The following is a 25,046-nucleotide window of genomic DNA, read 5'->3' as shown; positions in this document are numbered from 1 at the left end:
ATCCACGATGAAAAAAACCGCCTGAAAAAGGCGGTTTTTTATGCGCGCTCGCTTTTGAAGCGCCCGCCGTCGCGGCGAGCCCTCCGGTCCCGAAAGACTACGAACAGAACTTGCCGAGCAGACTCATCTGCGCATTGCGCGAGGCCTTGCCCGGCCGGCGCCGGCGATAGTGACCGTCGCTTTGCATCAGCCAGGCCGACTGGTTGTCGCCGAGAAACGCCGACAGCCCTTCGGCGATCACGCGCCGCTTCAGCCGCCGGTTGTTGACCGGGAACGCGACTTCGACACGCCGGAACAGATTGCGATCCATCCAGTCCGCGCTCGACAGATAGACCTGCTCCTTGCCGCCGTCGTAGAAGTAGTAGATGCGATGATGCTCGAGAAAGCGCCCGACGATCGAGCGCACCGTGATGTTCTCGGACAGCCCCGGCACGCCGGGCTGCAGAGAGCACACGCCGCGCACGATCAGATCGATCTTCACGCCGGCCTGTGAGGCTTCGTACAGCTCCGCGATCACCGTGGGTTCGAGCAGCGCGTTCATCTTCGCGACGATGCGCGCCTTCTTGCCCGCGCGCGCATGCTCGGCTTCCTGACGGATCGCGTCGACGAGCTTCGGATGCAGCGTGAACGGCGACTGCCACAACTCGTGCAGCTTCAGTTCGCCGCCGATGCCGGTCAGCTGCTGGAACACGTGGTGCACGTCCTCGCAGATCTTCTGGTCGGCGGTCATCAGACCGAAGTCGGTATAGAGGCGCGCGGTACGTGGATGGTAATTGCCGGTGCCCAGGTGCACGTAGCGCTTGAGCGTCGTCTTGCCGCCCGCCGAGACGCGTCGCACGATCAGCATCATCTTCGCGTGGCACTTGTGGCCGACCACGCCGTAGACCACGTGCGCGCCAACCGCTTCGAGCTGCGAGGCCCAGTTGATGTTGGTTTCCTCGTCGAAGCGCGCGAGCAGCTCGACGACCACCGTCACTTCCTTGCCGTTGCGCGCGGCCTGCATCAGCGCATCCATCAGCGGCGAGTCGGTGCCGGTGCGGTAGATGGTCTGCTTGATCGCGACCACGTTCGGGTCCTTGGCCGCCTGCAGCAGCAGCTCGAGCACCGGCTGGAAGCTCTCGTACGGATGATGCAGCAGCACGTCGCCCTGATCGATCACGTCGAACATGCTCGCGGCGTTGGCAATTTGCGGGGGTGTCGACGGAATATGCGGCACGAACTTCAGATCGGGGCGGTCGACCATCTCGGGCAACTGCATCAGCCGCACCAGATTGACGGGGCCGTTCGCGTAGTAGCAGTCCTTGTTCGACAGACCGCTTTCGTCGAGCAGGCGCCGCACCACATGCGCGGGCGTTTCCGCCGACACTTCGAGCCGCACCGCGTTGCCCAGATGCCGTGCCGGCAGTTCGCCCTGCAGCGCGACGCGCAGATTGGTGATTTCGTCTTCGTCGACGAACAGTTCGCTATTGCGCGTGATGCGAAACTGGTTGCAGCTGCGCACCAGCAGATTCGGAAACAGCTCGCCGACAAAGTGCTGCATCAGCGAGCTCAGCAGCACGAAGCCATGCGGATAACCCGACAGCTCCTGCGGCATGCGCACGAGGCGCGGCAGTGCGCGCGGCGCCTGCACGATGCCCATCATCGCCTGACGGCCGAATGCATCCTTGCCTTCGAGCTCGACGACGAAGTTCAGGCTCTTGTTGAGCACGCGCGGAAACGGATGCGCGGGATCGAGTCCGATCGGCGTGAGCACCGGCAGCAGCTCGTCGAAGAAGTAATTGCGCGCCCACTCGGTCTGCGCCTCGCTCCATGACTCGGTGCCGTGGAAATAGATGCCTTCCTGTTCGAGCGCCGTGAGCACGGTGTCGTGCAGCATCGTGTACTGGCGATGCACCAGCTTTTGCGCGCGCTCGACCACGAGGTCGTACACGTGCTGCAGCGACATGCCGTCGGGCGACAACGCGCCCGGGTTGTCGCGCATCTGTTCCTGGAGCCCGGCCATACGGACTTCGAAGAATTCGTCGAGGTTGCTGCTGGTGATGCAGATAAAGCGGAGACGTTCGAGCAGGGGGACGGCGGGATCGGCGGCTTGCGCCAACACGCGCTCGTTGAAACCCAGAATGCCCAGCTCGCGATTCAGTAGGGGATAGCGGACGGACATCGGCGGTGAGGTTGGAAGGTCTGAAAGGGAGACGGAAAGACGCTCGGAAATTCTCACGGTTTGATGACGTCCTGATGACATCGGCGGTGTTTTTGACATTTTATGCCGCAATCGTCTTCTGTCGTCAATATGACGCGCTGCTTATGCGAGCATACGGAACCCCCTGTGCGCGGCGAGGTGACATTGTGAAGGCTGCTACGCTTAGAATGGCGTCTTTGAACAGTGCAGCCGGCCGCGACGCGCATCCTGCGTCGAAGGCGCCGGGCAGGCGGACGGCGCTGCCAGCGTCGAGCGCCGCGCCCACGGCCGCAGCGGCCGCGCTTGCGCGTATGGAGTACGCTTACCCGATGGTCAATACCCCTCAACTCCTCGCCGCCGTCGACCTCGGTTCGAACAGCTTCCGGCTGATCGTGGGCCGGGTCGAGGAAACCGACGCGGGCAGCCAGATCTATCAGGTCGACGCTTTGCGCGAGCCGGTGCGGCTCGCGGCCGGGTTGTCGCGCGACAAGATGCTCGACCGCGCCTCCCAGGTCCGTGGCTGGGACGCGCTGAAGCGCTTCGGCGAACGGTTGCGCGATTTTCATCCCGACCACGTGCGCGCGGTCGCGACCAATACGCTGCGCATCGCGAAGAACGCGGGCGAGTTTCTCGGCGAGGCGCAGGCCGCGCTCGGATTCCCGATCGAAGTGATCGCCGGGCGCGAGGAAGCGCGTCTGATTTATGCAGGCGCCGCGCACTCGGTGCCGGCGAGCGCGGGCAAGCGGCTCGTCGTCGATATCGGTGGCGGCTCGACGGAATTCATCATCGGTTCGCACTACACGCCGATCATGATGGAGAGCCTGTACATCGGCTGCGTGAGCCATAGCCGCGCGTTCTTCCCGGCCGGTAACGTCGACGAATACACGATGCGCCAGGCCGAGCTCGCCGCGCGGCGCGAAATCCAGATCATTTCCGCCGAGTACAAGAAGACCGGCTGGGAGCAGGCCATCGGCTCGTCGGGCACCGCGCGCGCGCTTGCCGAACTGGTCGAGGCGAACAATTTCAACGATGCGGGCATCACGCACGGCATTTCACGCGGCGGCCTCGAACGTCTCAAGCGTGCGCTGATCAAGGCCGAAAACGTCAACCGGCTGAAACTGGTCGCGCTGAAGAGCGACCGCATACCGGTGCTCGCGGGCGGCCTGTCGATCATGATCGCGGTGTTCGACGAACTGGGCGTCGACTATGTCGACACCACCGACGGCGCGCTGCGCCTCGGCGTCCTGTACGACCTGCTCGGGCGCTCGCAGCACGAGGACATGCGCACCGTGACGGTCGAGGGCTTCATGCGCCGCTACGGCGTCGATCGCGCGCAGGCGGGGCGTATCGGCGAGTTGTCGATGAGCTTCTACGACCAGTTCGTCGAGCCGGACGAAGAACGTCGCGTGGAAAACCGCATGTTCATCGGCTGGGCGGCTTCGCTGCATGAAATCGGATTGTCGATCTCGCATAGCGCGTATCACAAGCATTCGGCCTATATCGCCAGCAACGCCGACATGCCGGGCTTTTCGCGCACCGACCAGGCGCGCGTAGCGGCGCTCGTGCTCGGCCACGCGGGCAAGCTCGGCAAGCTGTCGCAGACGCGCGACGTCGAATGGCCGCTGCTGTTCTGCCTGCGGCTCGCGGCCTTGCTGTGCCGTCGACGCGCGGATGTCGGGCTGCCAGGCATCGCGGTGGCTCAGGTCAACGGCGGTTACGAAGTGCGTTTGCCGAACGAGTGGGTCGCCAATAATCCATTGACGGATTACAGCCTGATCCAGGAAGCGGCGGAGTGGGAAAAAGTTGGGATCCCGTATCGTGTCGTTTATACGGACGATTGACGCGACGCGGATCGCCGCATGCGATGGTCCGCAGCGTGCGCATCAACGAAAAAAGCCCTGCAAATGCAGGGCTTTTTCGTCTCCCGGCGCAGCTTAGCGGGGCAGTGCGTCGCCGAGGAAATGGCGTGCGTAACGCGAGTTGATATCCGACAGACGGAACAGCGTCAGAAAGTCCGCGGTATTGAAGTCAGGGTCCCACGCCGGCGCGCCGCAAATCTTCGCACCCAGACGCAGATAGCCCTTCACGAGCGGCGGCGGCGCGACGGCGGCGCCCGTTTGCAGTTCGTCGACCGGCAGCGGCGTATGCGGGAACGCGCGATATTCGGGCGCGGTCAGCGCGTTCTCGCGCAGCGAGCAATACAGGTTCGCCGCATAGTGGCCGCCGTCGGCCATCGCGACGCTCGCGCAGCCGAGCATGGTCTCGTAGCCGTTGTGCTTCATGTACGCGGCGAGCCCCGCCCATAGCGACATGATCACCGCACCGCTGCGATAGTCGGGATGCACGCACGAGCGGCCGACCTCGACCATCTTCGCGCGCAGATGCGTGAGGCGCGACACGTCGAACTCGCTCTCGGCATACAGACGGCCGATGCGCGCGGCTTGGTGCGGCGGCAGCGCGCGATACGTGCCGACTACCTTGAGCGTGTCGAGATCGCGCACCAGCAAATGATCGCAGTACGAATCGAATGCATCGACGTCGAGACCCGCGGGGCCACTGAGGCGCGCGCCCATTTCGTCGGCGAAGACACGGTAGCGCAGACGCTGCGCTTCGCGCAGTTCTTCGTCGGTGCGCGCCCACGACACTTGCAGGCGATGCTGGGCGGTGACCGTTTCCTCGGCGCGCGGCAGGCGGCGCGGTTCGAAGAGCGTGGCGAAGGGCAGGGTGGGCGTCGGCAGTTCTCGCATTGGCGGTCCTGGTCGAAAAGAGTGAGGATTTCTTTTTTCGCCAATGTAGTAATGCGGGGTGACGCTCGCATGGCAAAGCCGTGACGATTGGATGACTGTCCGTAAGCCCTCGCGTGTGTGCCTGTAATGTCGGATGCGCGGTGCGACGCGCGGGATCAGATCAGGTCGGGACTGATGGCGGCGCGCAACACTGCCTGGTCTTCGCCGTCGCGCTCGCGGCTTTCGATCCACCAGATGCCGGCTTTTTTCAACGGCCAGCTCGCGCGGCTGTCGCCGAGCAGTTGCGCGGCGACGTGGCCGAGCGTCGGCTGATGTCCGACGATCACCACGGTCTGCGCGATGCCGCCAGGCCAGCCGGCCGCTTCGAGCACGTCGTCCGCGCTCGCGTTCGGCGCGAGCTCGCGGATGACGCGATACTGGTCGCTCAGTGTCTCGGCGGTCTGGATCGTGCGCGTCGCGGGGCTCGCGAGTATGACGGCGTCTTCGGGCAGACGCGCGCGTAGCCATTTGGCGACGTTCTGTGCCTGCTTGCGGCCGCGTGTGGTGAGTGCGCGGGAAAGATCGCTCGCGGCGACATCTTCGGCTTCGGCGTGACGCCAGAGGATCAGGTCCATGAGAGTCTCCTTTTTGAGCGGCTTGGGATGCGTTGCCGCGGCTTTGCGTTCGGCATTGCGCGTCTTCGGAGTGAGGTACGTGCTCAAGCACTGTCGCATGCGCGCGTGCTGATTTGCAAGGCAGATGCCTGGCCGCGGAGGTCGGCGTTTGAAGAAAGGCGAGCGAAAAAGCAAAAACCCGCGAAGCCGGAAGCTTCGCGGGTTTCATCTTGCTTTTCGTGGTCGGAGCGAAAGGATTCGAACCTTCGACCCTCTGATCCCAAATCAGATGCGCTACCAGGCTGCGCTACGCTCCGACGAATCAATGATTATAGAGGGTGCCGGTTAATGGCGTCAATCCTTTGGCGAGACAAATCGTATTGGCAGTGACATTCACCGCTGCGGCCTCGTGGGGACCTAGATGCGTCCCATCAACAGCAGAACGATCACGATGATCAGCACGACGCCGAGGAGTCCAGTCGGCCGATAACCCCAGCCGCTGCTATACGGCCAACTCGGCAGCGCGCCGATCAGTAGCAGGATGAGTACGATTAGCAGGATGGTACCGACGGTCATGGCGTTCTCCTTTTGGGGTGGCTGGGCATCTGTTGCTGGCTTCGAGTTAGCAAGGTATGTGCCCATTACCGATGACGATTGATGCAACGCCTGCTCGAGGCGAACGCGCAGAAGGAGAGCACGACGCGCAAATGCGTCGTGGAGTGATGCAAGTCGAGGGAAGCGGAAAGACGTTGCGCGTTGAGCGCGTGTTGATGCGCGCGGCGCGCAGACGCGCCGCAACGCGGGTCATCGCGTTATCGCGTGGACGCGAAGCTGCGGCACCGGGCCATGCCGGTGCCACGACCAGAAGCCATTCGATCCGAGTCGAATCCCGCTCGCGTCAATGGCGCGGGCGCCTCCAATGCGGCATATGCAGATGCTGATGCGTCCAGTGATGCACCATGCCCTCGCCACCGTGTTCACGCCGATAGGTGCGCGATTCGAAGATCGACAACGCCACCAGCACGAGCAGGCCTATACCGAGGCCGATGAAGCCCGCGATCGATTCACTGTCCATGGCAGTCTCCTGATAGGTCCGGCCATGCCCCCATAGTAGCTCACGTCTCGCGAAATCTCACGCAATGGAAAGGGCGCGGCACCCGCGCGCCTGACGGCGTCACGCGACGCGCTTTGCGGGTAGACTCTCGGCGCGTCGGCGGACGACCGTCCGCCATCCCTTTGTCCCGGAGACGATTGCAAAATGACCCGAGTTCTGACTCTTGCCTTGCTGCTGTGCGCCGGCGTTGCCGGTTGCGCGGACAATTCGTCCGCGCATCACGGCAGCCCGCCGCACGACCCCGCCGACTACCACGGCGTGCCTACCGACGATCGGCCGCCCTCGATGGTGCCTGCGCCCGACGCGCAGTAAGCCGCTCGGGCGCCCCTCGTCAGCGAACAGCGCGGTCCGTGGCGAGGCTGTGCAGCGAAAGCGATGGCAGCGTGAAGACGAACGTCGGTAGAGCGAGGGCGGCTGGGAAAGGGCGAGGGAAGGCGAAGCACCGGCGCGGGCACGCCGGCACTTCTGACCCGTGCGGACTGTTCGCGCGGAGAGCACGGGCTGGAATCATTCTAGGGCGCGCGCGTTATGCGATATGTATGCGCTTGTTTCAAGCCGTAACGGTCTGTCGTTCGCCGAACGGCGAACCCGGCCGCATGCGTGTCACGCCGCTTCAATCCGGCGCGACATCCCCGGCAAATAACGCGCGAGCGTAACCCCCCGGGTCGCCATGAAGATCAGCAGCGCGATCCATAGCCCGTGATTGCCATGCCATGCGAGCAATGTCGACGACGCCGCCACGAAGACGGCAAGCGACACCACCATCGCCATCATCAATTCGCGGGTGCGAGTCGCGCCGATGAACACGCCGTCGAGCAGAAAGCCCCAAACCGAAATCACGGGCGACAGGGCCGCCCATGGCAGATAGGTTTCGGCCGCGGTGCGCACCGCGGCCTGATCGGTCAGCCGCTCGATGATCCACGCACCCGCGCCCCAGTACAAGAACGCGAACCCGATCGCGCCGAGCGCCGACCACAGCGCGGTGACCTTGACCGCCTGCGCGAACGCGTGACGATCGCGCGCGCCGATCGCCGCGCCGACCAGCGCCTCGGCTGCATGGGCGAAGCCATCGAGGCCATACGCCATGAAGGTCTGGAAATTCAGCAACAGGGCGTTGGCGGCGAGCGTGGCATCGCCTTGCCGCGCGCCAAGATGTGCGAACCAGCCGAACGACCCCAGCAGGCACAGCGTGCGCACGAAGATGTCGCGATTGAGCACGACGAGCCGCTTCAGGGCGGCGGCGTCGAACAACGCGGCGCGGTTCAGCGCGTGCAGGCCGCGTGGCCTGCCGTGCCAAAGCAGAGCAAGGCCGAGCACGAAGCCGAGTGCGTCGGCGGTCGCGGTGGCCGCGCCGATGCCGGCCACACCCCAATGAAACGCGTACACGTACAGCACGACCGCGACGATGTTCACGGTGTTGATGAACACCTGCGACAGCAATGCGAGCCGCACCCGCTGCGTGCCGAGCAGCCAGCCGAGCACGACGTAGTTGCCGAGCGCGAGCGGCGCGGCCCAGATGCGCGCGTGGCAATAGACCTGCGCGTGCCGCTGCACGGCATCGCTGCCGCCGATCAGCCGCAGCGCGTAGTCGATCAGCGGTTGCTGCACGAGCAGCACCAGCGCGCCGATCGCGGCCGCCATCAGCAGTGCGCGTACGACGGTGTTGCGCAGTTCGTCGCTTTGGCCCGCGCCGTGCGCCTGCGCGACGAGGCCGGTCGTGCCCATGCGCAGGAAGCCGAAGCCCCAGAACACGAAGTTGAAGAAGAGCCCGCCGAGCGCGACACCGCCGAGATACGCCGCGCCGTCCAGATGACCGGCGACGGCGGTGTCGACCGCGCCGAGGATCGGCTGCGTCAGATTGGCGAGGACGATCGGAAAGGCGAGCGCGAGCACCCGGCGATGCCAGCGCACCGGCAACGCGGGCGCGTTGGTCGCGGATGCGGCGGTTTCAGGCGTCCCGGCGTCGGGCGCGGCGTCGCTCAAGAGCGCTCCTGCACGCAGACCCACGGCGAGACGACGACCGCCCACAGATCGGGGTCGCGTGCCGCGAAATCGGCGGCCGTCTCGGCCTGCACGCGCTCGACGAGGCCGGCGGACAGCCATTGCGCGACCTGAGCGGTGTCGTCGCTGGCGATCGCTTCGGCGACGCTCACGAGATCGAGGTCACGCGCGACGCGCAGCAGGATGCCCCGCGCGAAGAAACGTTCGAGTTCGCTCCAGCCGATCTTGGCGGTTTCGCCGAGCAGCTTGGCGTACAGGGGGCTTTGGGGGGCGTCGTTGGAAGTCATCGTAAGCGGGGTCGAACGGGGTCGTCACTATAAACCATGGGCGCGAACCGCCGGGGCCGCGCGGCGGCCCGGCGAAACGCGGCCGGCAATCTTGCTGCGCGCAAAACCGGCTGAGTCGGATTCTGAACCTGGATGCCGGCGGATTCAACGACGGCAATGCGCCACCTGTCTTCCCACGCCCGCCTCCATTAAATCGTCGGATTATTGAAGATTGAAACGCAGTTTGAATGCGATTTCAGGATTGTCGACGGATTTGTCACTGCTGAATATTTCGCCATACGCGAATTTGTTGTGAAGAAATATCAAAGCTTATTCGGAAGCACCGTCGCGACTAATCGGTGCGTTACGTGCGTTTCCGCACCAAGTTATTATTCTCAATGGAGAAGGGTCGTAACGCCGAATGAGTTAGTGTTATTCGGCCAGACGTCTTTCATCTGCTGTTTTGGCGGGGTTTTCCGCAGACCAGCCGAGAGCATTGGCTGGTGCGACAGGTGCGCATTCCCGTATGGAGGAGCCGGCGCATCGAGAATCCCGGTTGCGGCGAATTCAGCCGGTCTCATTCCGACATTTCCGATTCACGGATTGCGGAATCCGTACGCCGTGTAACATTGACCGCGAAATTAATCGATTGCACTTGTAAATGCACATTGTTACATTTCGTTCTGGCGCATGGTGAACCGGTCCTTTGCCGATATGCGCCGAACCCCCGTTAGCCCGGCCTCGTGCCGGGCTTTTTTTTAATGGACTTACGTGAATGTTAAAAGCTGACGGGCCGATGTTCACCACGAATTCACATACACGGCTGATGATGACGGATTATTTCTATTCCACGCGAGCCTCATGACCAGAGTGATCATTTTCGTCGGCGTGTGGGGGCTCGCGCTTGCGTTGCTGCTTCGCTTCGCCGCGCGCATCGATCCGCGCTCGGGGCGCTGGCGGCGCCGTTGATTGGCGTCGCTAATCGCCAGGGCGGCCGCGCGCGCTGGACAGTGCTGCCGTCATTACTGCTTGCAGCGAATCACCATCGAGCGATTTTTCACATTCGCGCCAAAAATCCCGCCAATCGTACCGCCCGACGTCGCACCGTTGTCGACGTCTTTCGAAACGACGTCGTATCCATAGTTGCCGCAGGCTTCGCCCGCGCGCTTGTAGCATTCGGCCCAGCTCGTGCTCGCGTCGCTGCCGCTACAGTTGATCGCGAAGCCGGTGTCGCCGCTCGGCAGATAGGTCATCGTGGTCGTCGTCGAGCAGCCGCCGAGGCTGCCGAGCGCGAGCAGACCGAGACCGATCGTTGCCGCTGTCGCGACGCACGCCAATGGGCTTTTCATTTCCAATTCCTTGCAAATAACGGAGGCGGCGTGGCGGGCAGCCACGCCGCTTCGAATTGAGCGTTTTATAGCACGGCGGGTTCCCGCTCCCGCGCCTGTCCTCCCTAGCGTGGCGGCAGCTCTTTCGACGGGTCGATCGAGCGGCCCTGGTAGCGCAACTCGAAATGCAGCATCACGCGATCGGTGTCGGTGTCGCCCATTTCGGCGATTTTCTGGCCGCGCTTGACCGATTCGCCTTCCTTCACGAACAGCGCGCGATTGTGCGCGTACGCCGTCAGATAGTCGGCGTTGTGCTTGAGGATCAGCAGATTGCCGTAGCCACGCAGGCCGTTGCCCGCATAGACGACGGTACCCGGCGCCGCCGCGACGATCGGCGTGCCGGCCGCCGAGGAAATATCGATCCCCTTCGAGTTGGCGCCGTCGAAACGGCGGAACACGGTGCCGTCGGCTGGCCATACCAGCGAGATCGGCGTGGGCGCGGTGGCCGGCGCGGTATCCGCGGGCGCCGGACGCGGCGCGGCGGACGCGCTCGCGCTGCCAGCGCCACTGCCGTTGCCGCCGCTGCGAATCGCGCCGCTCGTCGACGCCGCGCCGCCCGGCGGCGCGACACGCAGCACCTGGCCGACCTCGATGCTGTCGGGATTGGTGAGGTTGTTCCAGCGTGCGATGTTCTGCACCGATTGCCGATTGCCGCGCGCGATTTTCGACAGCGTATCGCCCCGTTCGACCCGGTAGTAGCCCGGCCCCACCGGCGCCGACCCGCACGCGGCGACGAGCGCGAGCAACGTCGCGCAGCCGAGTCGTTTGATTGTTGTTGTATCCAGCATTGGCCCTCGCAAAGCGCTGCCGCGCGCCGATCCCGATCACGCGGCACAGACAGACAAAGCGTTCGATTCTAACGGTTTTGAGTGGTGCCCCCCGCGAGGGGGACGACCGGGCGGCGGCCGGGTACGTCGTACGGGCCGCCGCGAACGGCGGGATCTCAGCCGGTTTTCTCGACGGTAATGCGCAGTGCCGCCGTTTCGGTCTGTCCCGGTTCGAGCCAGCGCAAACCCCGGCCGTTATGGATCGCATCGGGCAGCCCGAGCCACGGTTCCACGCAGTAAAAGTCCGACTGCGGCGTTTCGGTCCACGTCGTGACCGAATACCAGGCGACCGAGCCCGGCCGCTGCAGATCGATCGTGATCACGCGGTTGATCCCCGGCGCTTCGACCCGCACCGGCCGATCGGGCGTGCCGCTCAGGCAATGGAAACGGTCGTAGATGCGGTCCTCGTCGAGCGTGTAGCTCGCTTCACCTGGCTCGGCGGCGCTGATCGAGCCGTCTTCGAGCTGACGGCACCGCTCGGTGCGCGGCAGCTCGATCGTCGTTTGCGCGCGCTGCGTATGCGGCAGCGTGAAGTAGAAATGATGGCCGGCGTAGTAGGGCAGACGCGTGTCGCCGGTATTGGTGGTGGTGAGCGTCACCTCGAGCGTGCGCGGATCGACGAGCTCGTAGGCGGCCTCGAAGCGAAAGCCGAACGGATAGAAGCCGCGGGTCGCTTCGCTGTCGGTCAGGACCATGCGCAGGCCGGCGCCATGCACGTCGGCGTGGGGCTCGAACGGCAGGTCGCGCGCGAAGCCGTGCATCGGCAGCTCGCGCACGGTGCCCTGGGCGTCACGCCAATAGCCGATCTTGCCGTCGACGCGATGGCGGCCGAGAAACGGAAACAGCAGCGGGTTGCCGCCGCGAATCCGCGCGGGCACGCTCCAGTCGGCGTGCTCGGGCCAGTGGATCACCTCTTCGCCGTCGATCGTCCACGACAGCAGACGGCCGCCGGCTTGCGGCGAAAAGCGGAGCACGGAGGCGTCCTGGGCGATCTCGAGAATGTCCTGTTCCGGGGAGAGGGGCATGGTCAATGGGTAGCCAGATAAAGGTTGAGGGGCGCGCAAAAGCGGACGCGCGTCGGCTGCTGCATCTGCATGGAAGCGGCGTTTCGCGCCAGTCGCCGCGACTGTGTCGCGCGCGGCGAAACCGCGATTTTGCGCTGCTTTGCGCTACGGGGAAACCCTTCCCGGGAAATTGCGGGTGTCGCGAAAGCGCTAACGTTACCGATAATCCGGCTGAGCGTCCGGTCAATTCGACTCCCGGGCGAATCGGCTCAGGAGGCATCATGGATCTCGCAACGGCAATGGCGGTCGCCTTGTTCGGTATTTTCACGGCCAGCACGTACTTCTTCTTCCACTCGCTCAAACGCTGACTCCGTCGTCGGTCTTTCGTCACTCTTCGCAATACATCGCTGCGCTCATCTGCGCAGCCGACTTCCTTGCTCTCGCGTAACAACCGTGTCGAGTTGTGACGCAGCGCGTCAAAATATCTCCGAATGTGGCCTAACCGCTTGGCGCTGAGTGAGCAGCCAGGCATAATCGGTGCGCTTTTGACGCGCCGGCTTCCTCTTTGTGCGGCGCGCTGTTCCCCGACAATTTCCTTACAAGGACCGCCGCGTGAACCTGTGGTTTCTGATTTTCCTGAGCGTGCTGCAAGGCGTCACCGAATTGTTCCCAGTGAGCAGCCTGGGCCACACGCTGCTCGTGCCGGCGCTGTTCGGCATCCATATCGATAAGCATGCGCCCCAACTGCTGCCGTTCCTGGTCGCCCTGCACCTGGGCACCGCGTTTGCGCTGCTGTGGTACTTCCGCGCACGCTGGTGCGCGCTGGTGCGCGGTTTCTTCGCCTCGCTCGGCGGGCGCCGCAATGACGACGGTCACATGATGTGGGCGCTGATCATCGGCACGATCCCGGCGGGTCTCGTCGGCCTCGTGCTGGAGAAGCGCCTCGAGGCGATTTTTCATGATCTGCGGATCGTGGCGATTGCGCTGATCGTCAATGGTGTGCTGCTGTGGTTCGGCGATCGTCTGCAACGCACGCGCGTGCATCAGGCGCCGGAGAAGCTGACGTTCGGGCAGGCGTTCTTCGTCGGTCTCGCGCAGATCGGCGCGCTGATTCCGGGCTTTTCGCGCAGCGGCCTGACGATGATCGCCGGCAATGCGGCTGGCCTCACCACCGAGAAAGCCGCCGAGTTCTCGTTTCTGCTCGGCACGCCGATCATTTTCGCGGCTGGCGTGCTCGAACTGCCGAAGCTGCTGCACGCGCCGAGCCAACTCGCCGACGCGGCGCTCGGCGGCGTGCTGACCGCGATCGCCGCGTACCTGAGCGTGCGTTTTCTGATGCGCTATTTCGAAGGCCGCGGACGTCTCGCGTCGTTCGGCGTGTATTGCGCGATCGCCGGGATCGTGTTCCTCGGCTGGTTCCTGCTGCATCCGCAGCCGGTCTGAGCGCGCCGGGCGATCGGTTATAATCCGGGCCCGGTTGGTTGCAGGTCAGTTAGAATTTTGGTTTCAATACGGCAGTAGCTCAGCTGGATAGAGCATCGGCCTTCTAAGCCGAGGGTCGGGGGTTCGAGCCCCTCCTGCCGTACCAGAATCATCGAAGGGTTACAGGCCGCCTGCCTGTAACCCTTTTTGTCTTTTTGCGTCCCGTGCGGATCAGTTGAACGCCACACCCAGCGTGTTCTTGTAGATCCGCCCATCCTTCATGATGACCGCGAGGTTGCTCCCCGGATCGGCGAGCAGCTGGATATTCGCGAGCGGATCGCCCCGGACGATCAACATGTCCGCGAGCGCGCCCGGCTCGATCACGCCGAGCTTGCCGGGGTAGGGGTTGCGCGGCCCCGCCATCGCCAGCAGTTCCGCATTGGTCCTCGTCGCCATCGTCAGCACGTCGACGGCTTCGTACCAGCGCGTCATCTTGGCGAGCTGCGCGCCCTGACGGGTCGCGAGCTTCGCGTCGAACAGCGTGTCGGTGCCCCATGCGGTTTTCAGGCCGTGTTTCTTCGCGAGCGCGTAGGCCGTGTCCGTACCGTTCGACATCTCGATCTGCTTCGCGCGGCTTGGCGATCCCGCCGGGAAAAAGATCGCGTCCTCGTCGTCGAGAAACGGTTGCAGGCTGATCCAGATGCCTTCGCCGGCGAGCAGCTTGGCGGTTTCCTCGTCCATCAGCTGGCCGTGCTCGATGCAGCGCACGCCGCCGCGCACCGCGGTGCGGATTGCGCGGGGCATGTACGCGTGCACGGCCACATAGGTGCCCCAGTTCTCGGCGGCGTCGACGGCCGCGCGAAACTCGGCCTCCGTGTATTGCGATACGTCGAGCGGATCGTAGTTCGACGCGACGCCGCCGCCCGCCGCGAGCTTCAGCTGACTCGCGCCGAGCATCAACTGCTCGCGCGCTCGCTTGAGGATTTCGGCCGTGCCGTCGGCAATCGCGCCGGCGCCCAGCACCTCGCCGCGCGACGGCGACTGCCCCGCATACGACGGAATCTCGAACGGCATGCGAAAGTCGCCGTGCCCCGAGGTCTGCGAGATCATCGCGCCTGACGGCCAGATGCGCGGCCCCGGCATCATGCCGATATCGATTGCCTTCTTCAGCGAAAACGCCGGGCCGGCCATGTCGCGGATGCTCGTGAAACCGCGCATCAGCATGCGCTCGGCTTCGCTCGCCGCGGCGAGGTTGATGAAGCCGATGTCGGCGACCATCAGCTGAGGCATCGACAGCGAGGTCATCATGATGTGCGCGTGCGCATCGATCAGCCCGGGCATCAGCGTATGCCCGCTGCCGTCCACCACCTGCATGCCGTCGAGTGTCTGGCCGTCGTCGGGCTCGACCGCGACGATCCGGTTGCCGTCGACGATCACGCGATAGCCGTTCTTCAGCGTTTTGCTGTTGCCGTCGAAGAGGCGGATGTTCGTGAAGGCGACGCGCGGCTGCTGCGTTGGCGTGCCCGCGGATGCGCCTGACTGCGGAGCGGCGGGGGCCGCCGCGCTGGCCGCGGCCGTGGCGCCCGGCAGCATGCCGGGCGGGACGAGCAGGGAGGAATGACTGAAAGGCGGCTCGATCGACTGATCGGGCGCCTCGAGGTGCAGTTGATCGAGACGCGCGTTGAGCCGCAAAAAAGACGGGCTGTGGCAGATACATCCCCAGCCGGCGGTGCGTGCGTGGCCTTGCGATGCTTGCATTTCCATTCGAGACTCCCGGGCTCAAAAGGGGACGCCGCCGCCGATCCAACGCTGCACCAGGGCAGGCGCTCATCGTGCACTCGGCGCATCTTAGCAGGTGGTTCCGGCGGCGCGGTAGCCGTTGCGCGCGAGCGGCAAGACCCCGCGCGCACAGTGCCGATACGTCATTGCACGGCTCGCTTCAGGTGTTTCCCGACTCAGGAAATCACGCGCGGCGCCGTTAATTCACGAGAACCGTCTGACGTGCCGTGATAAAGGAACCCGCGTGAACCGACTCAGCCTCAACACCAAACTCTGGCTCGCGCTGCTGATTACCTGGCTCGGCCTGCTCGGCCTCGGTGGCTGGGCCGCGTGGCAGTCGCGCGCGACGATGCTCTCCGAGCGCAAGTCGGCGGTGCAAAACGTCGTCGAGAGCGCGTACGGCATCGTCGCCGATTACGCGCAGCGCGCCGACCAGCACGAGTTGTCGCCCGAACAGGCGCAGCAGCAGGCGATGGCGCGCCTGTCCGCGATGCTCTACCCCGGCAGCGGCTACATGATCGTGACGACCGCGACACCGGTCGTGATCATGCATCCGGTCCTCGCCGACCTGCGCAACAAGGACGTGTCGCACTACGCGGACACCGACGGCAAACTGCTGTTCGTCGAGATGGTCAAGGTTGGACAGGCGCAGGGACAGGGTTTCGTCGATTACATGGGGCGCCTGCCCGGCAAGAGCGAGCACGTGCCGAAGATCAGCTTCGTCAAGCGCTTTGCCGCGTGGGACTGGTATCTGATCTCGGGCGTCTACGTGAACGACATCGACGCGGCGTTCCGCGCCGATCTGCTGCGCTATCTGCTGACGATCCTCGCGATCGGCAGCTTCAGCACCATCGCGCTCGTGCTGATCATCCGCAACGTGAAGCGCAGTCTCGGCGGCGAGCCTGCCTACGCGGCGAGCGTCGCGGAGACGATCGCCGAAGGCGATCTGTCGCGTCCGGTCGCGCTCGCGGGCGACGATCGGCAGAGCATGCTGTTCGCGATGCAGCGCATGCAGACCCGGCTCGCCGACGCGGTCCGGCGCATTCGCGGCGGCACCGAAACGATCACGGTCGCGGCCGAAGAGATCGCCGCGGGCAATCTCGATCTGTCGGCGCGCACCGAACAGCAGGCGTCGTCGCTCGGCGAAACGGCGGCGAGCATGGAGCAGCTGACGGCGACCGTCAAGCAGAACGCCGACAACGCGCTGCAGGCCAACCGCATGGCGCGCTCCGCCTCGCAACTCGCGAACGAAGGCGGCGAGGCCGTGCAGCAGGTCGTCGCGAACATGCAGAGCATCGCGGCGAGCTCGACACGGGTGGTCGATATCATCGGCGTGATCGAGAGCATCGCGTTCCAGACCAACATCCTCGCGCTGAACGCGGCCGTCGAGGCGGCGCGCGCGGGCGAAGAGGGGCGCGGTTTCGCGGTCGTCGCGGGCGAAGTGCGCAACCTCGCGCGCCGCAGCGCCGACGCGGCCAAGGAAATCAAGTCGCTGATCGAGGATTCGGTCGAGCGCGTCGGCAGCGGCAAGGCGCTCGTCGAGAAGGCGGGCGGCACGATGGACTCGCTCGTCGATGCGGTGAAGCGCGTGACGGACATCATCAGCGAGATTTCCGCCGCCTCCGACGAGCAGAGCCGCGGCATCGAGCAGGTCAACCTGGCGATCGCGCAGATGGACGAGACCACCCAGCAGAACGCCGCGATGGTCGAGCAGGCCGCGGCCGCCGCGCAGTCGATGCAGGAACAGGCGCAGATGCTGCGCGACGTCGTCAACATGTTCCGCCTGCAGGGCACGGCCGCCGCGCGTGGATGAGCGTCGAGGGCCGCTACCTGCCGAAGCGTGCATGCTATGCTTTTGAGGATTGGATCAAAAGCCGCCGCGCGCCGCCGCGCGCCGGGCACACTTCGAGGAGAGTCCTTCATGCCGACGCGAACCTGTGTGCTGTTCCACCTCAGTGCCGCGAGCCTGCTGCTCGGCGCGTCGATCGGCGCGCAAGCGGCGAATCTCGCCTTTCTGAACGACACGCCGCTCGCCTACATGCATCAGCGCGACAACGACTCGATCAAGCATGCGGTCATGAGCGCACTGAACGACAAAAAGGACGGCGAGAGCTTCACGTGGGTCAACGACGGCACCGGCAATAGCGTGAAGATCGACGCGAACATCACGATGGACAGCACCTCGACCGACGGCGGACGCACCTGCCGCGCCCTTGGCGTCGTACTCAATGCGAAAGGGCAATCGATCAACCTGCGTCCGAACTTCTGCAAGGTTGGCGGCGCCTGGCAGCTGCAAAAGCGTTGAGTCCGCGAATCGTCTCGTGCGGGATCGTGTTGCTCGATCCCGACGGGCGCGTGCTGCTCGCGCACGCCACCGAAACGACTCACTGGGATATCCCGAAAGGCCACGGCGAAGACGGCGAGGCCCCGCACGTGACCGCGCTGCGCGAGCTGGTCGAGGAGACCGGCATCGCGCTCGAGGCCGATCGTCTGAAGGATCTTGGCCTGTTCGTCTACCGGCGCGACAAGGACCTGCATCTGTTCGCAGCGCGCGCGAGTGCCGACGAACTCGACCTGAGCACGTGTACCTGCACGTCGCTGTTTCCGCGCCGCTCGGACGGCACGCTGATTCCCGAGATGGACGACTACCGTTGGGCGTCGATCGACGAAGTCCCGCGCTATGCGAGCCGTAGTCTGACGCGGCTCTTCGAGACCACGCTGTCGCTCGCGGCGTTGCACCGCTCGCTCTAGAACTTCGCCTTCAATCGAACACCGCCTTCAATCGAGCGCGCGGTCGTTCGGATGCGCGAACAACGCGCGGTTCTGTTCCGACAGCGGGTAATCCACATTGATGCCGTACGGCGGAATCGGCTGCGTGAACCACTGCCGGTACAGACGCTCGGCGTCGCCGGACGTTTGCGAATGCGCGATCACGCGGTTCACGAGCGCGCGGAACGGCTCGTCGCCCTTGCGGAACATGCACGCATACACCTCGTAGCCGAGCGGCGTGCCGGTCACGATGAAATCGTCGGGGTGCGGGTCGGTCGCCTTGAAGCCGTAGACGATCGGCTCATCCATCACGAACGCCACCGCATGACCGTCCTTCATCGCGTTGAACGCTTCCTGATGGTCGCGCGCGCTCATGATGCGCATGTTCAGTTGCTTGTCGGTATTGAGGCTGCGCAGCAGGCGTTCATCGGACGTGCCCGCGGTCGTCACGACCGGCTTGCCGGCCAGATCGGGGAAATCGGTGATGCCGCTGCTCTTGCGCGCAATCATGCGCACCGCGTACTGGAAAAAGCTGTTCGAGAACGCGGCGACTTTTTCGCGCTCGACCGTGTGCGTGGTCGAGCCGCATTCCAGGTCGATCTGGTTGTTCATCAGCATCGGCGTGCGGTTCGACGACGTCACCGTGACTTCGTGAACCTGCAATTGCGGCATGCCGAGCGTTTTCCTGATTTCGTCGACGATCTGCATCGCGATCGCCTGCGAATAGCCGACCGTGCGCTTGCCGTCGAAGTACGAGAACGGAATCGACGCCTCGCGCACGCCGAGCACGACGACGCCGTCGTCATGGATCTTTCTCAGCGTACCGGTCAGTTCGTCCGCGCGGGCGGGGGTGGCGAGCGCGAGCGCGCCGCAGGCGGCCAGCGCGACGAGCACGCCGTGCATGCCGCGCAGCAGACGCGGGAAGGGCCGGCACCGTGCGAGGCGAACCGTGCCCTCAGCGCCTTCCCCGCGGCGGGCTGCAACCTTCATCGGACCTCCCGGACCGGCGCGCTCAGGCGAGCGCGCAGTGAGTGTCGATCGAACATCCTGCAACCACGAGGGCCGACAACGCCGGGTCGTCGGATCGCCGGGCTGCCGACCCGAGTTTATGCCGGCTTGCCCCAACTGTCGCGCAGACTGACGATGCGGTTGAATACGGGCTTACCCGGCTTCGAATCGACGCGGTCGGCGACGAAATACCCATGACGCTCGAACTGGTAGCGCTGCTCCGGCAGTGCATGATGCGCGCCGGTTTCGATGTAGGCATGGACCACGCGCTTCGAGTCCGGATTCAGCGCTTCGAGGAAGTCACGGCCGCCGGCGTCCGGTTGCGCTTCCTTGAACAGCCGGTCGTAGATGCGCACTTCGGCCGGGCAGGCCGCGGCGGCGCTGACCCAGTGGATGTTGCCCTTGACCTTGTAGTTGTTCGCGCCTTCGGTGCCCGACTTGCTGTCCGGGCAGTAGTTGCAGTGCACCGCGACCACGTTGCCGTTTTCGTCCTTGTCCGCGTGCGTGCATTCGATCACGTAGCCGTAGCGCAGACGCACCTTGTTGCCCGGAAACAGACGGAAGTAACCCTTCGGCGGTGTCTCCGTGAAGTCGTCGCGCTCGATCCACAGCTCGCGCGAAATCGGGAACTGGCGCAGGCCCTGTTCCGGATGATGCGGATGCACCGGCGCAGTGCACGGCTCGGTGAGGTTTTCGGGGAAGTTGTCGATGATCAGCTTGAGCGGATCGAGCACCGCGGCGATACGCGGCGCCTTGTCGTCGAGATCGTCGCGCAGCGCGCCTTCGAACACGCTCATGTCGATCCACGAATCGACCTTGGTCACGCCGATGCGCTCACAGAACAGCTGGATCGACTCGGGCGTGAAGCCGCGCCGGCGCACCCCGACGATGGTCGGCATGCGCGGGTCGTCCCAGCCGTCCACATGGCCTTCGTTGACGAGTTGCAGCAGCTTGCGCTTGCTGGTGATCGCATAGGTCAGGTTCAGGCGCGAAAACTCGATTTGCTGCGGCAGCGGACGCTTGAAGATGCCGGCTTCGGCGAGTTCGTTGAGAATCCAGTCGTACAGCGGCCGATGGTCTTCGAATTCGAGCGTGCACAGCGAATGCGTGATGTTTTCGAGCGCGTCCGAGATGCAGTGCGTGTAGTCGTACATCGGGTACACGCACCAGGTGTCGCCGGTACGGTAGTGATGCGCGAAGCGAATGCGGTAGATGACCGGGTCGCGCATGTTGAAGTTCGGCGACGACATGTCGATCTTCGCGCGCAACACGTGCTCGCCTTCCTGGAACTCGCCCGCCTTCATGCGGCGGAACAGGTCGAGGTTTTCCTCGACCGAACGATCGCGGAAACGCGACGGCGTGCCGACTTCGGTGGCCGAGCCGCGGTTCGCGCGGATTTCCTCGGCCGACTGGCTATCCACGTACGCCTTGCCGCGCTGGATCAGCAGCTCGGCGAACTCGTAGAGCTTGTCGTAGTAGTCGCTCGCGTAATACAGATGTTCCGTGCGTTCCTTTTGCCACTCGAAGCCGAGCCAGCGCACCGAGTCGATGATCGACTCGACGTATTCGACGCTTTCCTTTTCCGGATTGGTGTCGTCGAAGCGCAGATGGCACACGCCGCCGTAGCTGCGCGCGACGCCGAAGTTCAGGCAGATGCTCTTCGCGTGACCGATGTGCAGATAGCCGTTCGGCTCCGGCGGGAAGCGCGTTTCGACGCGCTGGCTCCATTTGCCGGTGCGGTTGTCGTCGTCGATGATATTGCGGATGAAATTGGATGCCGCGGGCGCGTCGTTGCGTTCAGCGTCTTTGCGTTCGGTATTCATGCGAGAAGATGGGAGTCCGTAGGGGCGCGCAATGCGCCCGCTTAGCCGTCAATTCTACCTGACGAGCCCGCTTGCGGCAGGCGCTTGCGGCGCGCAGCCAACGGCGGGGCGGGTTTGGCGAGCGTCCCGGGGTTCGGGCCGCGAGCGCATGGGGCTGTAACAGGAGGTAAATCGGGTTGGCGCCGCGCCAGGCGGCGACCTAGGATGCGCTGCTGCGCGCGGCCCGCGCGCCGTGCTCGCCTCGTTGCCGGAGTTTTCTCGGATGTCTGTCCCGACGTATGACGCGCTTCGCGCGCCTTTCGCCCGCGCTTTGGCTAGCGCCCGTGTTGCTTGCCGAACCCGCCGTGTGCTCGCCTCGGCCTGGTTGGCCGCGTTCGTCGTGAACGTGGCCGCGCCGTTGCCCGCCGCCGCAAAAACGCCGACGCCGAAGCCGGCGCTTGATGCGTCGGCGCTCGCCGCGCCGGATCGCTACAGCGCCGACACCGCGCAGCAGATTTTCGCCGCTGGCGGCAACGCGGTCGATGCCGCGGTCGCGATGGCCTTCACGCTCGCCGTTACGCGGCCAGACGCCGGCAACCTCGGCGGCGGCGGTTTCATGACGTTGCTGGTCGACGGCAAGCCGTATTTTCTCGACTATCGCGAGCGCGCGCCGCAGCAGGCGACCCGCGACATGTATCTCGACGACAAAGGCAACGTCGTGCCGGGGATGAGCATCGTCGGTCATCGCGCGGTGGCGGTGCCGGGCACCGTCGACGGCATGTGGCAAGCGCAGCGGCGCTTCGGCAAGCTCAAATGGAACCAGGTGCTCGCGCCCGCGATTCATTACGCGACCGATGGCTTCCAGGTCGACCCGCGGCTGCAGCAGCGGCGCGACGCGGCCGCGAAGAATTTCTCCGGCAAGACCAATTTCGACGCCTATTTCGCGAATCTGAAGGCGGGCGCGACGCTGCGTCAGCCGGAGCTCGCGCAGACGCTCGGGCGGATCGCCAGCGACGGCGGCCGCGAATTCTACGAGGGCCGCACGGCCGGGATGATCGTCGCGCAGATGTATGGCCATGGATTGATCACCAACCGGGATCTGAGCCAGTACAAGGCGGTGTGGCGCGAACCGCTCGCCGCCGACTGGCACGGCTACCGGGTGATCACCGCACCGCCGCCGAGCTCGGGCGGCATCGGGCTGATCCAGATGCTGAAGATGCGGGCCGATCTGCAGCCGGCGTTCGAAGGCCTTGCGTTGAATTCGGCGCCGTACATCCAGCTGATTGCGCAGATCGAGGACCGCGTATTCGCGGACCGGCAACGCTATATCGGCGACCCCGACGCGGCGCCGGTGTCGGTCGCGAAGCTGACCGACGACGCCTACCTCGCGCAGCGCGCGGCCGAAGTCAAAGTCGAAGAAGCGCCCGCCGCGGCGCCGGTGACGCCCGGTTCCGACGGCGCTGCCGCAGCGGAGAAGGCGCAGACGACGCATTTCTCGGTGATCGACAAGTGGGGCAACGCGGTGTCGAACACCTACACGCTGAACGGCGATTTCGGTTCGGGCGTGGTGGTGGACGGCGGCGGATTCCTGCTCAACGATGCGATGGACGATTTCGTGATCAAGCCGACGGGCGCCGCCGACACGGAACTGAACACGATCGGGCCGGGCCGCCGCCCGATTTCGTCGATGACCCCGACGCTGCTGCTGAAGGACGGCAAGATCGCGCTCGCGATCGGCACGCCCGGCGGCTCGCGCATCCTGACGACGATCTTCCAGGTAATGACGAATCTGTACGACTTCAACCTGTCGCCGACGGACGCGCTAGCCGCGATGCGGTTCCATCATCAGCTGCTGCCGCAAAAGACGATCTACTTCGAGCCGTACCACCCCGCGCCGGAGGAGCTCGCCACGCAACTGAAGGCGCTTGGCTACACGGTCGAGCAGCAGTCGTTCAACGGCGACGTGCAGATGATCCGCGTGGACGGCACGACGCCCGAGCCCGCCAGCGATCCCCGTGGTGCCGGCGTCGCGCGCGTGATACGTTAGACGGCCCGCCGCGCGGTGCCGCGAGCGGGTCATAAGTCGAACACGGGGAGCTCGATCGATGCACGGACACCAACCGACCACACTCGTACTGCCGGGCTATCTAGGCTCCGGCCCAGGCCATTGGCAAACGCGCTGGGAAGCGCTCGATCCCGCTTTCGTGCGCGTGCCCATGCCGGACTGGGACCACCCTTCACGCGACGCCTGGTGCCGCACGCTCGACGCCGCGCTCGCCGCCGCCCGCGCGCCGGTCGTGTTCGCCGCGCACAGCCTCGGCTGCCTGACCACGGCGTTCTGGGCTTCGCAGTACGCGAGCGCGGCGCAACTCGCGAAGGTGGCCGGCGCGCTGCTGGTCGCCGTGCCCGATCCGGCCGGAGCGCATTTCCCACAGGACGCGACCGGCTTCGCGGCCGTGCCGCTCACGCGCCTGCCGTTTGCGACGATCGTCGTGGCGAGCAGCGACGATCCGTATGGCGGCGCGCCTTTTTCGCAGACCTGCGCGAGCGCGTGGGGCAGCCGCTGGATCGGTATCGGCGCGCGTGGCCACATCAATGCCGATAGCGGCCTCGGCGATTGGGACGAGGGGCGGGGCTGGCTGGCTTCGCTCGCGGCGGCGCGCTGAGCCTGCCGCCTCATCGGCCTCAGCGATCAGATCACCGATTTTCCCTTCAACTCCGCAATTCTCTGCGCGTCGTAGCCGAGCACGTCGCGCAGCACGCGCTCGGTATGCTCGCCGAGCAGCGGCGGATGGCTCAACGCTTGCGGCGGTGTGCCGCTCATGTTGATCGGATTGCGCACGAGCTTGACCGTGCCGCCCGACGGATGCGGCAGATCCACCTGCAGACCGCGCGCGATGACCTGCTCGTTGTCGAACACCTCGTCGAGGTTGTTGATCGGCCCGCACGGCACGCCGGCCGCGTCGAGCGCGCCGATCCATTGCTGCTTGCCCTGCAGGCGCACCATGTCCGCGAGAATCGGCACGAGCAGTTCGCGGTTGCGCACGCGCGCGGGGTTGGTCGCGAAACGATCGTCGTCGGCGAGTTCCGGGCGGCCGCCCACCTCGACGAACTTGCGGAACTGCCCGTCGTTGCCGACCGCGACGATGATCCAGCCGTCGCTCGTCTGGAAGGTCTGGTAGGGCACGATGTTCGGATGCGCATTGCCCCAGCGCACCGGCGGCTGACCGCTCGCGAGGTAGTTCGAGTTCATGTTGGCGAGCATCGCGACCTGCACGTCGAGCAGCGCCATGTCGATGTATTGGCCTTCGCCCGTGCGGTCGCGATGCGTGAGCGCGGTCAGCACCGCGATCGTCGAATACATGCCGGTCATCAGGTCGGCGATCGCGACGCCGGCCTTTTGCGGGCCGCCGCCCGGCTGACCGTCGCGCTCGCCGGTGATGCTCATGAAGCCGCCGATGCCCTGCACGATGAAGTCGTAGCCCGCGCGCTGCGCATACGGCCCGGTTTGCCCGAAGCCCGTGACCGAGCAGTAGATCAGGTCGGGCTTCACCTGTTTGAGCGATTCATAGTCGAGCCCGTACTTCTTCAGCTGGCCGACCTTGTAGTTCTCGAGCACGACGTCGCTTTGCGCGGCCAGCTCGCGAACGATCCGCTGGCCCTCGGGCGAGGCGATGTCGAGCGTGACCGAACGCTTGTTGCGGTTCGCCGCGAGATAGTAGGCGGCTTCGTGGGTGTCCGCGCCGTCCGGCGTTTTCAGGTACGGAGGGCCCCAGTGGCGCGTGTCGTCGCCGACCTCGGGCCGTTCGATCTTGATGACGTCGGCGCCGAAATCGGCAAGCGTCTGCGCGCACCACGGGCCGGCGAGCACGCGGGTGAGATCCAGCACGCGGATGTGACTGAGAGCGCCCATGTCGTTGAATGTCTCCTGATGGTTGCAGGCGGCGCGCGGGCTGCCATGCATTGTTTCGCGCGAAGATTCGTGAAAGCCATCTTAAGCGATTCCCGCCGCCGGTCGCAGTCAGCCGAACGTCATAGCGCGGATCGGACGCCGGGACACACGGGTGTCGCAGCAGGCGCGTCGCGCCCTGGCCGGATGGCCAGCGAGGCGCTGCGCAGTGCCTCGCGCGCTTGCCGATCCCGTATA

General features: G+C 65.1%; 22 protein-coding genes and 2 tRNA genes. 9 read left to right on the top strand and 15 right to left on the bottom strand.

Annotated features, from left to right (window positions below):
* Positions 1–97: 97 nt before the first annotated feature.
* A complete protein-coding gene (gene ppk1, locus CI15_RS11290) occupies positions 98–2,161 on the bottom strand; it encodes a polyphosphate kinase 1 (RefSeq protein WP_062127730.1) in 2,064 nt (687 codons plus the stop codon).
* A gap of 206 nt (positions 2,162–2,367) precedes the next feature.
* Here ppk1 and ppx point away from each other — a divergent pair, with 206 nt between their 5' ends.
* Entirely contained in the window at positions 2,368–4,020 is a 1,653-nt protein-coding gene (ppx, locus tag CI15_RS11285; protein WP_062127728.1) for an exopolyphosphatase, read from the top strand.
* A 93-nt stretch (positions 4,021–4,113) separates the two neighbouring features.
* On the opposite strand, the gene CI15_RS11280 is transcribed toward ppx, so the two are convergent.
* From CI15_RS11280 to CI15_RS37260, 5 genes are all read right to left on the bottom strand, one after another.
* Positions 4,114–4,926, bottom strand: coding sequence for a GNAT family N-acetyltransferase (locus tag CI15_RS11280; RefSeq protein WP_062127726.1), 813 nt, complete (start codon positions 4,924–4,926; stop codon positions 4,114–4,116).
* A gap of 155 nt (positions 4,927–5,081) precedes the next feature.
* Positions 5,082–5,540 (bottom strand): phosphohistidine phosphatase SixA, encoded by a 459-nt coding sequence (sixA, locus tag CI15_RS11275; protein WP_062127959.1) that lies wholly within the window; start codon positions 5,538–5,540, stop codon positions 5,082–5,084.
* Positions 5,541–5,759: 219 nt separating this feature from the next.
* Positions 5,760–5,836: transfer RNA gene (locus tag CI15_RS11270), tRNA-Pro, on the bottom strand.
* 100 nt (positions 5,837–5,936) lie between these two features.
* Positions 5,937–6,095 carry a DUF3309 family protein gene (locus CI15_RS35280; protein WP_075643690.1) on the bottom strand — a complete coding sequence of 53 codons (159 nt, stop codon included), beginning with the start codon at positions 6,093–6,095 and terminating at the stop codon, positions 5,937–5,939.
* A 322-nt stretch (positions 6,096–6,417) separates the two neighbouring features.
* Positions 6,418–6,594 (bottom strand): hypothetical protein, encoded by a 177-nt coding sequence (locus CI15_RS37260; RefSeq protein ID WP_162842045.1) that lies wholly within the window; start codon positions 6,592–6,594, stop codon positions 6,418–6,420.
* Positions 6,595–6,777: 183 nt separating this feature from the next.
* On the opposite strand from CI15_RS37260, the gene CI15_RS37255 reads away from it, so the two are divergent.
* Positions 6,778–6,945 (top strand): hypothetical protein, encoded by a 168-nt coding sequence (locus CI15_RS37255; RefSeq protein ID WP_162842044.1) that lies wholly within the window; start codon positions 6,778–6,780, stop codon positions 6,943–6,945.
* Positions 6,946–7,236: 291 nt separating this feature from the next.
* On the opposite strand, the gene CI15_RS11265 is transcribed toward CI15_RS37255, so the two are convergent.
* The 5 genes from CI15_RS11265 to CI15_RS11245 form a co-directional block, all read right to left on the bottom strand.
* Positions 7,237–8,616, bottom strand: coding sequence for an MATE family efflux transporter (locus CI15_RS11265; protein ID WP_062127724.1), 1,380 nt, complete (start codon positions 8,614–8,616; stop codon positions 7,237–7,239).
* The gene (locus tag CI15_RS11260; RefSeq protein WP_062127722.1) at positions 8,613–8,921 is read right to left on the bottom strand and encodes a DUF2288 domain-containing protein; all 309 of its coding nucleotides are present in this window, start codon (positions 8,919–8,921) and stop codon (positions 8,613–8,615) included. The genes CI15_RS11265 and CI15_RS11260 overlap by 4 nt, the downstream gene beginning before the upstream one ends.
* A gap of 1,001 nt (positions 8,922–9,922) precedes the next feature.
* Entirely contained in the window at positions 9,923–10,249 is a 327-nt protein-coding gene (locus tag CI15_RS11255; protein WP_062127720.1) for a hypothetical protein, read from the bottom strand.
* A gap of 104 nt (positions 10,250–10,353) precedes the next feature.
* A complete protein-coding gene (locus CI15_RS11250; RefSeq protein ID WP_062127718.1) occupies positions 10,354–11,076 on the bottom strand; it encodes a peptidoglycan DD-metalloendopeptidase family protein in 723 nt (240 codons plus the stop codon).
* Positions 11,077–11,231: 155 nt separating this feature from the next.
* Positions 11,232–12,140, bottom strand: coding sequence for an aldose epimerase family protein (locus CI15_RS11245; protein ID WP_062127716.1), 909 nt, complete (start codon positions 12,138–12,140; stop codon positions 11,232–11,234).
* A 591-nt stretch (positions 12,141–12,731) separates the two neighbouring features.
* Here CI15_RS11245 and CI15_RS11240 point away from each other — a divergent pair.
* Together CI15_RS11240 and CI15_RS11235 are read left to right on the top strand one after the other, a co-directional pair.
* Positions 12,732–13,562 carry an undecaprenyl-diphosphate phosphatase gene (locus CI15_RS11240; RefSeq protein WP_062127714.1) on the top strand — a complete coding sequence of 277 codons (831 nt, stop codon included), beginning with the start codon at positions 12,732–12,734 and terminating at the stop codon, positions 13,560–13,562.
* A 68-nt stretch (positions 13,563–13,630) separates the two neighbouring features.
* Positions 13,631–13,707: transfer RNA gene (locus CI15_RS11235), tRNA-Arg, on the top strand.
* Positions 13,708–13,772: 65 nt separating this feature from the next.
* Here the strand turns inward: CI15_RS11235 and CI15_RS11230 are convergent.
* Positions 13,773–15,305, bottom strand: a complete 1,533-nt coding sequence (locus tag CI15_RS11230; RefSeq protein WP_153041096.1) for a metal-dependent hydrolase family protein — start codon at positions 15,303–15,305, stop codon at positions 13,773–13,775.
* A 259-nt stretch (positions 15,306–15,564) separates the two neighbouring features.
* Between CI15_RS11230 and CI15_RS11225 the strand changes: the two genes are divergently transcribed.
* The 3 genes from CI15_RS11225 (at position 15,565) to CI15_RS11215 (ending at position 18,071) form a co-directional block, all read left to right on the top strand.
* Complete coding sequence (locus CI15_RS11225) at positions 15,565–17,133, top strand: methyl-accepting chemotaxis protein (protein ID WP_062127712.1); 1,569 nt, start codon at positions 15,565–15,567, stop codon at positions 17,131–17,133.
* Positions 17,134–17,241: 108 nt separating this feature from the next.
* The gene (locus CI15_RS11220; protein WP_062127711.1) at positions 17,242–17,625 is read left to right on the top strand and encodes a hypothetical protein; all 384 of its coding nucleotides are present in this window, start codon (positions 17,242–17,244) and stop codon (positions 17,623–17,625) included.
* Positions 17,622–18,071, top strand: a complete 450-nt coding sequence (locus CI15_RS11215) for an NUDIX hydrolase (protein WP_062127710.1) — start codon at positions 17,622–17,624, stop codon at positions 18,069–18,071. Before CI15_RS11220 ends, CI15_RS11215 begins: the two co-directional genes overlap by 4 nt.
* Positions 18,072–18,098: 27 nt before the next feature.
* Here CI15_RS11215 and CI15_RS11210 read toward each other — a convergent pair whose 3' ends face one another.
* On the bottom strand, positions 18,099–18,992 hold the full coding sequence (locus CI15_RS11210; RefSeq protein ID WP_062127709.1) for a transporter substrate-binding domain-containing protein: 894 nt from the start codon (positions 18,990–18,992) through the stop codon (positions 18,099–18,101).
* A 203-nt stretch (positions 18,993–19,195) separates the two neighbouring features.
* Positions 19,196–20,920 (bottom strand): glutamine--tRNA ligase/YqeY domain fusion protein, encoded by a 1,725-nt coding sequence (locus tag CI15_RS11205; RefSeq protein ID WP_062127708.1) that lies wholly within the window; start codon positions 20,918–20,920, stop codon positions 19,196–19,198.
* A 262-nt stretch (positions 20,921–21,182) separates the two neighbouring features.
* Between CI15_RS11205 and ggt the strand changes: the two genes are divergently transcribed.
* Positions 21,183–22,946, top strand: coding sequence for a gamma-glutamyltransferase (gene ggt, locus CI15_RS11200; RefSeq protein ID WP_062127706.1), 1,764 nt, complete (start codon positions 21,183–21,185; stop codon positions 22,944–22,946).
* Positions 22,947–23,004: 58 nt separating this feature from the next.
* A complete protein-coding gene (locus CI15_RS11195; protein ID WP_062127704.1) occupies positions 23,005–23,565 on the top strand; it encodes an RBBP9/YdeN family alpha/beta hydrolase in 561 nt (186 codons plus the stop codon).
* 26 nt (positions 23,566–23,591) lie between these two features.
* Here the strand turns inward: CI15_RS11195 and CI15_RS11190 are convergent, their stop codons facing one another.
* Positions 23,592–24,812, bottom strand: a complete 1,221-nt coding sequence (locus tag CI15_RS11190) for a CaiB/BaiF CoA transferase family protein (protein ID WP_062127955.1) — start codon at positions 24,810–24,812, stop codon at positions 23,592–23,594.
* Positions 24,813–25,046 lie beyond the last annotated feature (234 nt).

Source organism: Paraburkholderia monticola (assembly GCF_001580545.1).
GTDB lineage: Bacteria > Pseudomonadota > Gammaproteobacteria > Burkholderiales > Burkholderiaceae > Paraburkholderia > Paraburkholderia monticola.
The sequence above is the reverse complement of the archived record's forward strand: the minus strand, read 5'-3'. Positions and strand labels throughout refer to the sequence as shown.

What these genes read in the sequence shown, in the direction of transcription:
- ppk1 (WP_062127730.1), bottom strand. Translation starts at nt 2,161, where the DNA reads ATGTCCGTCCGCTATCCCCTACTGAATCGCGAGCTGGGCATTCTGGGT.
- ppx (WP_062127728.1), top strand. Translation starts at nt 2,368, where the DNA reads ATGGCGTCTTTGAACAGTGCAGCCGGCCGCGACGCGCATCCTGCGTCG.
- CI15_RS11280 (WP_062127726.1), bottom strand. Translation starts at nt 4,926, where the DNA reads ATGCGAGAACTGCCGACGCCCACCCTGCCCTTCGCCACGCTCTTCGAA.
- sixA (WP_062127959.1), bottom strand. Translation starts at nt 5,540, where the DNA reads ATGGACCTGATCCTCTGGCGTCACGCCGAAGCCGAAGATGTCGCCGCG.
- CI15_RS35280 (WP_075643690.1), bottom strand. Translation starts at nt 6,095, where the DNA reads ATGACCGTCGGTACCATCCTGCTAATCGTACTCATCCTGCTACTGATC.
- CI15_RS37260 (WP_162842045.1), bottom strand. Translation starts at nt 6,594, where the DNA reads ATGGACAGTGAATCGATCGCGGGCTTCATCGGCCTCGGTATAGGCCTG.
- CI15_RS37255 (WP_162842044.1), top strand. Translation starts at nt 6,778, where the DNA reads ATGACCCGAGTTCTGACTCTTGCCTTGCTGCTGTGCGCCGGCGTTGCC.
- CI15_RS11260 (WP_062127722.1), bottom strand. Translation starts at nt 8,921, where the DNA reads ATGACTTCCAACGACGCCCCCCAAAGCCCCCTGTACGCCAAGCTGCTC.
- CI15_RS11255 (WP_062127720.1), bottom strand. Translation starts at nt 10,249, where the DNA reads ATGAAAAGCCCATTGGCGTGCGTCGCGACAGCGGCAACGATCGGTCTC.
- CI15_RS11250 (WP_062127718.1), bottom strand. Translation starts at nt 11,076, where the DNA reads ATGCTGGATACAACAACAATCAAACGACTCGGCTGCGCGACGTTGCTC.
- CI15_RS11245 (WP_062127716.1), bottom strand. Translation starts at nt 12,140, where the DNA reads ATGCCCCTCTCCCCGGAACAGGACATTCTCGAGATCGCCCAGGACGCC.
- CI15_RS11230 (WP_153041096.1), bottom strand. Translation starts at nt 15,305, where the DNA reads ATGGAAATGCAAGCATCGCAAGGCCACGCACGCACCGCCGGCTGGGGA.
- CI15_RS11220 (WP_062127711.1), top strand. Translation starts at nt 17,242, where the DNA reads ATGCCGACGCGAACCTGTGTGCTGTTCCACCTCAGTGCCGCGAGCCTG.
- CI15_RS11210 (WP_062127709.1), bottom strand. Translation starts at nt 18,992, where the DNA reads ATGCACGGCGTGCTCGTCGCGCTGGCCGCCTGCGGCGCGCTCGCGCTC.
- CI15_RS11205 (WP_062127708.1), bottom strand. Translation starts at nt 20,920, where the DNA reads ATGAATACCGAACGCAAAGACGCTGAACGCAACGACGCGCCCGCGGCA.
- ggt (WP_062127706.1), top strand. Translation starts at nt 21,183, where the DNA reads ATGTCTGTCCCGACGTATGACGCGCTTCGCGCGCCTTTCGCCCGCGCT.
- CI15_RS11195 (WP_062127704.1), top strand. Translation starts at nt 23,005, where the DNA reads ATGCACGGACACCAACCGACCACACTCGTACTGCCGGGCTATCTAGGC.
- CI15_RS11190 (WP_062127955.1), bottom strand. Translation starts at nt 24,812, where the DNA reads ATGGGCGCTCTCAGTCACATCCGCGTGCTGGATCTCACCCGCGTGCTC.